The organism is Streptomyces coelicoflavus, from assembly GCF_003112555.1.
GTDB lineage: Bacteria > Actinomycetota > Actinomycetes > Streptomycetales > Streptomycetaceae > Streptomyces > Streptomyces coelicoflavus.
In genome coordinates, this window is sequence record NZ_BEWB01000012.1 from 96,715 (window position 1) to 109,341 (window position 12,627).

Below are 12,627 nucleotides of genomic sequence, written 5' to 3' on the forward strand. Positions count from 1 at the left end.
GAGAGCGCATCCGTGTCCGGTTACAGCGCCTCTTTGCGCGTGAGGTGGTTGAAGACCAGCCAGCCCGGCAGCACCGGCAGCCACAGGGTGAGCAGCCGGTAGAGCAGCACCGCGGGCGCCGCGACCTCCTTGGGGAGGCCGACGGCGATCAGACCGACCGTCAGCGTCGCCTCCACCGCGCCCACGCCGCCCGGCGTCGGCGCGGCGGAGCCCAGGGCGTTGCCCGCGAGGAAGACGACCGCGACGCTCGCGAGACTGATCGACGCGGAGTCGTCGCCGAAGGCGCGGATCGAGGCGTCCAGGCACATCACGAAGCAGGCGGTGAGCAATAGCATGCCGCCGATGCCGGTGACCAGCTTCTGCGGGCGTTGCAGCACGTCCAGCATGCGCGGCACGACCCCGGCGAAGAGCGACCGCACGCGCGTGACGACGAATTTGCGCAGGAACGGCACGGACGTCACGACGAGCACCAGCACCGCCACGGTCAGCAGGCCGGCGATGACCGTCCGGGACGGCGACAGCGACGGTGTCTTCTCGGTGCCGGTCAGATAGCCGAAGGACAGCAGCATCAGGATGTGGCAGCCGAGCCCGAACAACTGGGACGCGCCGACGCTCGCCACCGCGAGCCCGGGGCGCACGCCCGCACGTTGCAGGAACCGGGTGTTCAGGGCGACGCCACCGACCGCCGCGGGGGCGACGATCTTCACGAAGGACCCGGCGACCTGTGCGGCCACGGTCCGCAGGAAGGGCACCCTCTCGGGTACGAAGCCCAGCAGCGCCATCGCGGCCGCGACGTAACTCGCCGCCGAGAAGAGCACGGCCGCGGCCACCCAGCCCCACTGGGCGTTCGAGATCAGCGGGCCGAACTCGATGTGGGTGAGCTGCGTCAGCAGGAAGTAGGCGCCGATCGCGCCGGCGATGAAGCTGATCAGCGTGCGCGGCCGCACCCGCTCCAGACGGGCCGGTTCGACGGGTGCCTGCGGCCTGATGCGCAGCACCGCGTGGCGGATCAGGGTGAGCAGGTCCTCCTCGCGCGCTTCCTCGACGGCCTCGTCCACGGCCCGCTTCTCGGCCCGCTGCTCGGCACGTACGGCCTTCTTGTCCGGTCTGTCGGCCTGGGCCGGCTGGTCGGCCTTCCCGGACGCGGGGCTCGTGGCGTCGTGGCCGGCCGCCTCCGCGCGGGCCAGCTTGGCCTGGCGGGACGACTCCAGGACCGCCTCGCGCTCGCGCTGGGCCCGTTCCCGCGCCAGCTTGCGCAGGGTCGCGCGTGTGGAGCGGCTGAGTGCGATGGGCTGGAGCATCGGCAGGCAGTCCGCCACCGTGTCGGGGCCGAGCACACCGACCGCCGACGCGACCGCGCGTTCGGCACCGACCCGCAGGCCGAACGTCACCAGGAGCTGGGAGATGTCCATGCGCAGCAGCAGGTCGCCGGCGGCGATCTCGCCGATGCGCAGGTCGGTGAGGATCACCGTGCCGGAACGATCCACCAGGATCGCGTCGCCCACCAGCCTGCGGTGCGCGATGCGCCGGGACTGGAGGGCCCGTACCTGCTCCCAGGTGTCGCGCAGGAGGTCGTCGGTGATCTCCTCGTCCGTCAGCGAGTCCAGGGAGCGCCCGCCGGTGTGCTCGTAGACGAGCATCACGGCGTCCGGACCCAGCTCCGACGTGGCGATCAGCTTGGGAGCGTTGGCACCGGCCGCGATGGCCGCGTAGGCGAGCAGCGCCTCCTGCTCCAGGGCCTGCCGCAGCGAGGGAAGGCTGCTGCGGGTGGCGAAGCCGCGCAGTGTCAGGTTGCGCCACGCCCGGTAGAAGAAGCCCTGGGCCTGCTGTTCCCGGTCCACCACCGTCACGTCGAGCGGCCGGCCGTCCTCCAGGGTGACGAAGTAGCGGCGGCCGCGGTCACCGGTCTCGACGCTGTCCGACGGCGCCTCCTGCCGGGCGGCGGTCACCGGCCGGAAGCCGACGTGCCGCAGGCCCGCCATCAGCGTCCGGCCGGTGGGGCGCACGTTGGGGGAGCCGACGGCGTACAGGGTGCCGTAGGCGACGGTCCAGCCGATGAGGACGGTCAGGATGATCGAGAACGGCGTCGTGTAGCCCGTGACGAGCATCGAGAAGGCGTCGAGGAGCAGCACGATCCACAGCACCGCGCGCCAGCGGGGTCTGCGGGACATGCCGACGGCCGTCATGTACGCGATGACCGGCGCGAGGTAGCCGTGCACGGGGTCGGTCAGCGCGTGGATGTCGCCCGGTGACGGCTGGGTGAGCGCCTCCTGGATCGAGCCGGGAGCGGCCTTGGCGACCCACAGGTCGGTGGCGAGGGTCACTCCGTGCGCGAGGACCGCCGCCAGCACGCCGTCTGCGATGCGCAGCCCGTCCCGTTTGATCAGCCGCTCGATGGCGAACGCGACCGGCACCAGGAGGATCGCGATGCTGGAGGCCAGTCCCGCGATCTTGATGAGCAGGTCGGGTGCCTGTCCCGTGCCCTTGTTGATGTCCTGCTCGAGGCCCGAGGTGGTGCCGTGCGCGAACGCGGCGATGGCGAGGAGTACGGCGACGGCGAGCACGCCCACCAGGAGGCGTACCAGGTCGGAGGGGCGGTGCACGCGCGCGGGGAGCAGCGGTTCGTCGCCCTCGACCTCGTCGATGTGGGCCACGTCGTCGGGGTCGGCGGCCGTGGCCGACGGGCCTTCGGCCGCCCGCTCGCCGGCCTTCCCGCCGCCCTCGTCCGCGGTGTCCGGGCGCGACGAAGAGTCAGAGGTGCCCTCGGCGTCCTCGGGGTGCACACCCTGCTGCTTCATCGCCTCTTCTTGCTCTCGTATCACTGGTCACTGCCCGCACGATGGTGGCATGCCGTGTCGGTCTCGGCAGGCATCAGGGTGCCCGTGCGGGCCGCACAGTCTGCCCGAAGCGCCGCTTGCGGGCGAGGGAGGCGGGCTCCCGGGAGTGCGTCGCGTTGTCGGCGGAGTGCGGCACCATGGGGCGGATGAGCGAGCAGAGCCTTCCGGACGGCGTCCGTCCGGAGAACGCGGACGCGCTGCCCGAGTACGCCGAGCGGGTCCTCGACGTGACCGAACTGATCCCGCCGGGCCGCGTCATGACGTACGGAGACGTGGCCGAGTACCTGGAGGAGGGCGGGCCCCGCCAGGTCGGCCGCGTCATGTCCCTCTACGGGGGAGGTGTCCCCTGGTGGCGTGTCGTCCGCGCGGACGGGGTCCTGCTCGCGGGGCACGAGCTGGAGGCGATCGACCGCTACCGGGAAGAGGGCACCCCCCTGAAGGAGGCGAGCAGAGCTGCCGAGGGCCACCTGCCGCGCCTCGACCTGAAGCGGGCGCGGTGGGACGGCGGCGGACGCGCACAAGGGGACGGCGGACGCACACAAGGGGACGGCGGACGCACACAGGGTCACACCTGACAGCTTCCGCCATGCGACCGGCCGATGCGGGACCCGTGATCCGTACGAGGTAAACGGGACACTTCGGGCATGTCCGTGGCATGACGTACGTTCGTGGGGCAGGGGGTGCTTGCGCCAGGAGTGACGCGAGGGATGAAGAGGAAGCGCTGCTTCCGCCTCTTCCGTCGGCGTAGCGTCGGCCGCACGCGTCCCCCTCATCCCGCGGCCACCGCCCCGCCCGCGACGCGGACGGCCCACCAGCACACCCACCAGGACCGGCGAACCACGTGAGCTCCTCTTCCTCCAGCGGACACCCGCCGCACCCCCAGGTGCGGCGGGGGAGCCGTGGCGCTTACCGACTGGTGCGTACCCCGCCGGCACGCATGGACCCCCCTCGTCTTGACGCCGCACAGCGCGCCGTGGTTGACCACCGGTCCGGACCGCTGCTCGTCCTGGCGGGCCCGGGCACCGGCAAGACCACCACCCTCGTCGAGTCGGTCGCGGACCGGATCGCCCAGGGCGGCGACCCCGAGCGCATCCTGGTGCTGACCTTCAGCCGCAAGGCGGCCGTGGAACTGCGCGACCGGATGGCGCTGCGCATCGGCGCCGCACGTGCCCCCCGGGCGACGACCTTTCACTCCTTCGGGTACGCCCTCGTCCGCGCCCACCAGGACAGCGAGCTGTTCGTGGAGCCCCTGCGGCTGTTGTCGGGGCCGGAGCAGGACGTGACGGTGCGCGAGCTGCTCGCCGGGCAGGTGGACCTGGAGCGGCTCGGGCTCGCCCATGTGCGCTGGCCCGACGAACTGCGCGCCTGCCTCACCACCCGCGGCTTCGCCGACGAGGTCCGCGCGGTGCTCGCCCGCAGCCGTGAACTGGGGCTAGGCCCGGACGCGCTCGGCGCCTTCGCCCGGCGCATCGGCCGTCCCGACTGGCGTGCCGCCGCCGTCTTCCTCGCCGAGTACCTCGACGTCCTCGACCTCCAGGGCGTGCTCGACTACGCGGAACTCGTCCACCGTGCGGTGCTCCTCGCCCGCCGCCCCGAGGTCGCCGCGCACCTGACCGCCCAGTACGACGCGGTGTACGTCGACGAGTACCAGGACACCGACCCGGCCCAGGTACGGCTGCTGCACGCCCTGGCGGGCGGTGGGCGCTCCCTCGTCGCCTTCGGCGACCCCGACCAGTCGATCTACGCCTTCCGGGGCGCCGACGTGAACGGCATCCTGGACTTCCCGACCGCCTTCCCGCGCGCGGACGGCCGACCGGCGCCGGTCGCGGTGCTGCGGACCTCACGCCGGTCCGGAGCCGCCCTGCTGGCCGCCACCCGGCTGCTCACCCAGCGCATGCCGCTGACCCGGCTTCCCGCCGACAAGGTCCGCGCCCACCGCGAGCTGGCCCCGGTACGGGACGGCGGGCGGGTCGAGGCGTACACGTACCCGACCTCGGGCACCGAGCTGGACAACGTCGCCGACATCCTGCGCCGGGCACACCTGGAGGACGGCGTCCCGTGGCGCGACATGGCCGTCCTGGTGCGCGCCGGATCGCGCACCATCCCCACGCTCCGCCGCGCCCTCACCGCGGCCGGCGTCCCCCTGGACATCGACGGCGACGACCTCCCGCTGCGCCACGAGCCGGCGGTGGCGCCCCTGCTGACGGCACTGCGGGCCGTGGCGGAGGCGGAGACGGGCACGGGGGAGCAGCGCACGGGGGAACGGGGCGGGGCGGGCGCGGCGGAGGACGCGCTGCCCGACACGGTCGCGAGCACGCACGACGTCGGCGCAGCCGCGCCGGCCGAGCGTGCCGACGACACGCCGCGCACGGCCGATGCGGACGACACGCGGCATACGGCGGACGTGGACGACACGCCGGGTACGGCCGACGCGGACGACACGGCGCACACGACGGACGCGGACGACACGCCGCACACGGCCGTTGCCGACGACGCCCCCGACCCAGCGGCGGAGGCCGAAACCGCCCCCACCCCCGACGCAGGCGCAGCCACAGACGCAGCCTCAGGCACCGACGCAGCCACAGGCACCGACGCGGACGCAGACACCGGCACGGAAGCGAGGCCCCCGCGCGGTGAGCGCGCCCCCCGTGCGGACGCTCCGTGCTGGCTCCCCACCGAGACCGCGCTCACCCTGCTCACCTCGCCCCTCGCCGGTATGGACGCCGCGGACCTGCGACGCCTCGGCCGAGCCCTGCGAGAAGAGCAGCGCGCCGCAGGCATCCCGCTGCCGCCGCCCTCGGACGAGCTGCTCGCCCGGGCGCTGGCCGAACCGGAGCGGCTCGCCGTGCACGACCCCGCGTACGCGCGCGGCGCCCAGCGACTCGGCGCGCTGCTGCGCAGGGCACGCGAGCGCCTGGCGGGAGGGGGCAGCGCCGAGGAGGCGCTGTGGGACCTGTGGAACGGCACTCCGTGGCCCGCCCGCCTGGAGCGCTCCGCCCGGCGCGGCGGCGCGGCCGGACGCAACGCCGACCGCGACCTGGACGCCGTGTGCGCGCTGTTCGCGACGGCAGCCCGCGCGGAGGAGCGCACCGGCGGCCGGGGCGCCCTGAACTTCCTGGAGCAGATCGACGCCGAGGACATCGCGGCCGACACCCTCACACGGCGTGCCGTACGCCCCGACGCCGTCCGTCTGATGACCGCGCACCGTGCCAAGGGGCTGGAGTGGCGGCTGGTGGTCGTCGCGGGCGTCCAGGAGGGGCTGTGGCCGGACCTGCGCCGCCGCGGCTCCCTGCTGGAGGCCGACCGGATCGGTCGTGACGGACTCGCCGAACCCCTCACCCCGGGAGCCCTGCTCGCCGAGGAGCGCCGCCTGTTCTACGTGGCCGCCACCCGCGCGCGTGAACGGCTCGTCGTGACGGCGGTGAAGGCACCGGCCGACGACGGGGACCAGCCCTCCCGGTTCCTGGCCGAACTCGGCGTCGAGCCCGCCGACGTCACCGGCCGCCCGCGCCGCCCCCTCGCCGTCGCGGCGCTCGTCGCCGAACTGCGCGCCACCACCGTCGACCCCCGGGTCTCCGCCCCCCTGCGGGAGGCCGCCGCGCGCCGCCTGGCCCGCCTCGCCGCCCTGACCGACGAGGACGGCCGGCCCCTGGTGCCCGCCGCCCACCCCTACCGCTGGTGGGGCATGTGGGACCCGACCGAGAGCAAGGTGCCGCTGCGCGACCGCGACCAGCCCGTCACGCTCTCCGGCAGTGCCCTGGACCAGCTGGCCAACACCTGCGCCCTTCAGTGGTTCCTCGGCCGTGAGGTGAAGGCCGACGCCCCGGCGACCACCGCCCAGGGCTTCGGCAACGTGGTGCACGTGCTCGCCGACGAGGTGGCCTCCGGGCACACACCCGCCGACCTCGCCGTCCTCATGGAGCGCCTGGAATCCGTGTGGAACGCCCTGGCCTTCGACGCGCCGTGGAAGTCGGCGCAGGAGAAGGCCAACGCGCGCGTGGCGCTCGAGCGCTTCCTCAAGTGGCACGTCATGGACCGTGCGGGGCGCACCCCGGTGGCGAGCGAGCACGACTTCGACGTGACCCTGGCGGCGGGCGACTACGAGGTCCGCATCCGCGGCCAGATGGACCGGGTGGAGGCCGACGGCGACGGCCGTGCCTACGTCGTCGACTTCAAGACCGGCAAACAGGCACCCACGTCCGCGGAGGTGGCCCGCCACCCCCAGCTCGCCGTGTACCAGCTCGCCGTCCGCGAGGGCGCCGTCGACGACGCCTTCGACGGCGTACGCCCGGAACCGGGCGGCGCCGAACTCGTCCACCTGCGCCAGGGCGCGCCCAAGCGGGACGGCGGCGAGACCCTGCCGAAGGTCCAGGCGCAGGAGTCGCAGGAGGGACCCGCGGGCGAGTGGGTGGGCGACCTGCTGGCCACGGCGGCCGGCAAGGTCCTCGACGAACGGTTCACCCCGACCACGGGCCAGCACTGCAGCCACTGCGCCTTCCGCGCGTCGTGCAGCGCGCGGCCCGAGGGGCGGCAGGTCGTGGAGTGAGCGACGCGAACAGCCGGTGCACGGCGACGGGACTCCGGACCGAAGGGCGGCCGAGCCGGAGCCACCCGCGCCAGCGGCCGGTGTGACAAGTCGCACCACACCGGCTGACCTGCGCTTACCCCACCCCTCGGGGACACCGGGCACCCGCTGTCAGCGGCCGCCGCTAGCCTCTCTGACGTGCCCGCCCACATCACCGATCCCGAGCAGCTCAAGGAGCTCCTCGGCATCCCCTTCACCCCGGAGCAGACGGCCTGCATCGTCGCGCCGCCCGCCCCGCAGGTGATCGTGGCCGGAGCCGGGTCCGGCAAGACGACGGTGATGGCCGCACGCGTGGTGTGGCTGGTCGGCACCGGCCAGGTCGCCCCGGAACAGGTCCTCGGGCTCACCTTCACGAACAAGGCGGCCGGCGAACTCGCCGAACGCGTCCGTACGGCCCTGGTCAGAGCGGGCGTGACCGACCCGGACCTGATCGACCCGGACCACCCGCCGGGCGAGCCCGCGATCTCGACGTACCACGCCTTCGCGGGCCGCCTCCTGACCGACCACGGCCTGCGCCTCGGCCTCGAGCCGACCTCCCGCCTGCTCGCCGACGCCACCCGCTACCAGCTCGCCGCGCGGGTCCTGCGCGAGGCCCCCGGCCCCTACCCGGCGCTCACCCGGTCCTTCGCCGACCTGGTCAGCGACCTCCTCGCCCTCGACGCCGAACTCGCCGAGCATCTGGTGCGTCCCGAGGACCTGCTCGCCTGGGACGCCGGCCTGCTGGACGCCCTGGAGGACGTCCGGCTCGGCAACGCCGACCTGCGCAAGGTCCCCGAGGCCGCCGCCGCCCGCCGCGAACTGGCCGACCTGGTGATCCGCTACCGGGCCGCCAAACGCCGGCAGGACCTGCTCGACTTCGGCGACCAGATCGCCCTGTCCGCCCAGCTCGCCGGGCTCCCCGAGGTCGGACGCATCCTGCGCGACGAGTACCGGGTGGTGCTGCTCGACGAGTACCAGGACACGTCGGTGGCCCAGCGCATCCTCCTGGCGGGCCTCTTCGGCGGCGGCACCGGCCACCCCGTGACCGCCGTGGGCGACCCCTGCCAGGCGATCTACGGCTGGCGCGGCGCCTCCGTCGCCAACCTCGACGACTTCCCCGAACACTTCGCCCACGCGGACGGCCGTCCCGCCGTCCGTCAGGCGCTCAGCGAGAACCGCCGCAGCGGCGGCCGCCTCCTCGACCTCGCCAACGGCCTCGCCGAGCCCCTGCGCGCCATGCACGCGGGCGTGGAGGCCCTGCGACCCGCCCCGGGTGCCGAACGCGACGGCATCGTCCGCTGCGCCCTGCTGCGCACCCACGCCGAGGAGATCGACTGGATCGCCGACTCCGTCGCCCACCTCGTGCGCACCGGCAAGGCGCCCGGTGAGATCGCCGTCCTGTGCCGCACCGCGACCGACTTCGCCGAGATCCAGGGCGCGCTGGTGGCCCGCGACGTCCCCGTGGAGGTCGTCGGCCTCTCCGGGCTGCTGCATCTGCCCGAGGTGGCCGACCTGGTCGCCGTCTGCGAGGTCCTCCAGGACCCGGGCGCCAACGCCTCCCTGGTCCGGCTGCTCTCCGGCCCGCGCTGGCGCATCGGCCCGCGCGACCTCGCCCTCCTGGGACGCCGCGCCCGGCTGCTCGTGAGCCACGCGCGCGTGGAGGGCGATGACGACCCGGACCGGAGGCTGGCCGAGGCCGTCGAGGGGGTGGACCCGTCCGAGGTGATATCGCTCGCGGACGCCCTGGACACCTTCCTGGAGACGCCGCTGGACGGCACCGGCGGCGACGACGGGCTGCCGTTCTCACCGGACGCGCGCGTGCGGTTCGCGCGGCTCGCCACCGAACTGCGCGAGCTGCGCCGAGCCCTGTCCGACCCGCTCATGGACGTCCTGCACCGCGTCCTCGCCGTCACCGGCCTGGAGGTCGAGCTGTCGGCGTCCCCGCACGCCCTGGCGGCCCGCCGTCGCGAGACCCTGTCCAACTTCCTCGACGTCGCCGCGTCCTTCGCCGCCGGCGACGGCGAGGCCACCCTGCTGGCCTTCCTCGGCTTCCTGCGTACCGCCGCCCAGTACGAGAAGGGCCTGGACAACGCGCTGCCCGGCGGAGAGAACACCGTCAAGGTGCTCACCGCGCACAAGTCCAAGGGCCTCGAGTGGGACGTCGTCGCCGTGCCCGGCCTCGTCACCGGCACCTTCCCCAGCGGCCAGGGCCGCGAGAAGTGGACCGCCCAGGGCAAGGTGCTGCCGCACGCCCTGCGCGGCGACGCCGACACCCTGCCCGACGTCGAAGCCTGGGACTCCCGAGGCCTGAAGGCCTTCCAGGAGGCCATGAAGGACCACCAGCACACCGAGGAGCTCCGCCTCGGCTACGTCACCTTCACCCGGCCGCGCTCCCTGCTCCTCGGCTCCGGCCACTGGTGGGGGCCCAGCCAGAAGAGACCCCGCGGACCGTCCGACTTCCTCACGGCCCTCTACGAGCACTGCGCGGCCGGACACGGCGAGATCGAGGTCTGGGCGGACGCACCGGCCGAGGACGAGGAGAACCCGGCCCTGCACCGGGCGACCGCCGACGAGGTCTGGCCCCTGCCCCTGGACGACGCGGCACTCGCCCGGCGCCGGGCCGCCGCCGAGACGGTCCTCGCCCACCTGGACGCCCTCGCCACCAGGGAGGACGGCTCTCCCACCGTCCCCGACACCTACGACGACCCGGACTGGCCGCCACCTCCCGAGTACGACGAGGCGTTCCCGGAGGAGGCGGACGACGCCGACCCGGCCGCCGGGGACCCCGCCGACTGGGACACCTGGACCACGGACCGCCCCGGCGACACCTGGACCACGGACCGCCCCGACGCCGCGCGGAGCCGGCCCGGGGCCCCGCAGGGCAGCCCCACCGTCCCGCACCAGGCGTCGCCCCCCGAGCCGCATCGGGGCGACGCCCCCGCACCCGCCCGCCTCACCCCGGAAGAGGCCCGTACCGTCGCCTCCTGGGACCGCGACCTCGAGGCGCTCACCGGCGAGCTGCTGCGCGCGCGTGAGAGCGTCACGGAGGTTCCCCTCCCGGCTTCCCTGACCGCCACCCAGCTGCTGAGCCTGGCCGCCGACCCGGACGGGTTCGCCCAGGAGCTGGCCCGCCCCATGCCCCGTCCGCCCCAGCCCGCCGCCCGCCGCGGCACCCGTTTCCACGCCTGGGTGGAGGCCCGGTTCGAACCGCTGACGCTGCCCCTGCTGGAACCGGAGGAGCTCCCGGGCGGTGACGCCGAGATCGCCGACGAACAGGACCTGGAGTTCCTGAAGGACGCCTTCGAGCGCACCGAGTACGCCCGCCGCACACCGTTCCGCGTCGAGGCGCCCTTCCAGCTCTCGCTGGCCGGCCGGGTCGTACGCGGCCGCATAGACGCCGTCTACAAGGAGGGCGACGGAGACACGGCGACGTACGAGATCGTCGACTGGAAGACCAACCGCGCCGCGACCGCGGACCCGCTCCAGCTCGCGCTCTACCGCATCGCCTGGGCCGAGCAGCAGGGCGTGCCGCCCACCTCGGTGACGGCCGCCTTCCTGTACGTACGCACCGGCGAGGTCGTGCGGCCCGAGGGACTGCCGGACCGCGCGGCGCTGGAGAAACTGCTGCTGGCCGATCCGGTCGGTGACGAACCGCACGATCGGGGGGTGCCTGCGGGCCGATAGGCTCGTAAGCATGAGCCACCCCGTTGACAATGCTGTCAGCGCTGTCCGCACGTACATCGAACAGCACCGCGCCGCCTTCCTCGACGACCTCGTCGACTGGCTGCGCATCCCGTCCGTGTCGGCCCAGCCCGACCACGCGCCCGATGTCCGCCGCAGCGCCGACTGGCTCGCCGCCAAACTGAAGGAGACCGGCTTCCCGACCGCCGAGGTCTGGCCCACTCCCGGGGCCCCCGCGGTCTTCGCCGAGTGGCCCTCCGGGGACCCGCGGGCACCGACGGTCCTCGTCTACGGCCACCACGACGTACAGCCCGCCGCCCGCGAGGACGGCTGGGACAGCGAGCCCTTCGAGCCCGTCTTCCGCGAGAACCGTCTCTACGCGCGCGGGGCGGCCGACGACAAGGGGCAGGTCTTCTTCCACACGCTCGGCGTCCGCGCCCATCTCGCAGCGACCGGCCGCACCGCCCCCGCGGTGAACCTCAAGCTGCTGATCGAGGGCGAGGAGGAATCCGGCTCCCCGCACTTCCGCGCCCTCGTCGAGGAGCGCGCCGAGCGGCTCACCGCCGACGCGGTGATCGTCTCCGACACCGGCATGTGGTCCGAGGACACCCCCACGGTCTGCACCGGCATGCGGGGCCTCGCCGAGTGCGAGATACGGCTGCACGGGCCCGACCAGGACATCCACTCGGGCTCCTTCGGCGGCGCGGTCCCCAACCCGGCCACCGCCGTCGCCCGCCTCGTCGCCGCCCTGCACGACGAGCACGCGCGCGTGGCGATCCCGGGCTTCTACGACGGCGTGATCGAACTCACCGGCCGCGAACGCGAACTCTTCGCCGAGCTGCCCTTCGACGAACCGCAGTGGCTGCGCACGGCCAAGTCGTACGCCGCCCACGGCGAGGCCGGGCACACCACCCTGGAGCGCGTCTGGGCCCGCCCCACCGCCGAGGTCAACGGCATCGGCGGCGGCTACCAGGGCCCCGGCAGCAAGACGATCATCCCGTCGTCCGCCATGGTGAAGCTCTCCTTCCGCCTCGTCGCGGGCCAGGACCCGGACCACGTGGAGAAGGCCGTCCGCGCCTGGGCCGCCGAGCAGGTGCCCCCGGGCATCCGCTGCGAGATCACCTTCGGCTCCGCCACCCGCCCCTGCCTGACGCCGTTGGACCACCCGGCGCTGCGGTCCGTGGTCCGCGCGATGGGCCGGGCCTTCGAGACACCGGTCCGCTTCACCCGGGAGGGCGGCTCGGGACCGGCCGCCGACCTTCAGGAGGTCCTCGGCGCGCCGGTGCTGTTCCTCGGCATCTCCGTCCCGTCGGACGGCTGGCACGCCCCCGACGAGAAGGTGGAACTGGATCTGCTCCTCAAGGGCGTCGAAACCTCGGCCCATCTCTGGGGCGACCTGGCGGAGTACTGGCGTCACGCGCCCTGAGCGTCGCGAACGGTCCGGGACCGACCGGCAGCGCGCGCGGCACACTGGAAAGGCCGCCCCGCACCGCCGAGCCCTCCCGGACCCCGGTCACCATCCGCCGTACGAACCACTGCACCCGC

At 74.1% G+C, this 12,627-nt stretch carries 5 protein-coding genes; 4 read left to right on the forward strand and 1 reads right to left on the reverse strand.

The window, feature by feature from the left end; genetic code table 11:
* Positions 1-20: 20 nt before the first annotated feature.
* Positions 21-2,798, reverse strand: coding sequence for a lysylphosphatidylglycerol synthase transmembrane domain-containing protein (locus tag Sco07f_RS27965; protein ID WP_108989535.1), 2,778 nt, complete (start codon positions 2,796-2,798; stop codon positions 21-23).
* Between the two features lie 185 nt (positions 2,799-2,983).
* Between Sco07f_RS27965 and Sco07f_RS27970 the strand changes: the two genes are divergently transcribed.
* The 4 genes from Sco07f_RS27970 (at position 2,984) to Sco07f_RS27985 (ending at position 12,508) form a co-directional block, all read left to right on the forward strand.
* Complete coding sequence (locus Sco07f_RS27970) at positions 2,984-3,412, forward strand: MGMT family protein (RefSeq protein WP_280524573.1); 429 nt, start codon at positions 2,984-2,986, stop codon at positions 3,410-3,412.
* Between the two features lie 266 nt (positions 3,413-3,678).
* Complete coding sequence (locus Sco07f_RS27975; protein WP_108989537.1) at positions 3,679-7,383, forward strand: ATP-dependent helicase; 3,705 nt, start codon at positions 3,679-3,681, stop codon at positions 7,381-7,383.
* Between the two features lie 177 nt (positions 7,384-7,560).
* Positions 7,561-11,085, forward strand: a complete 3,525-nt coding sequence (locus Sco07f_RS27980; RefSeq protein WP_108989538.1) for an ATP-dependent helicase — start codon at positions 7,561-7,563, stop codon at positions 11,083-11,085.
* A gap of 10 nt (positions 11,086-11,095) precedes the next feature.
* Positions 11,096-12,508: a dipeptidase gene (locus tag Sco07f_RS27985; RefSeq protein WP_108989539.1), complete on the forward strand. Its 1,413-nt coding sequence runs from the start codon at positions 11,096-11,098 to the stop codon at positions 12,506-12,508.
* Positions 12,509-12,627: the final 119 nt, after the last annotated feature.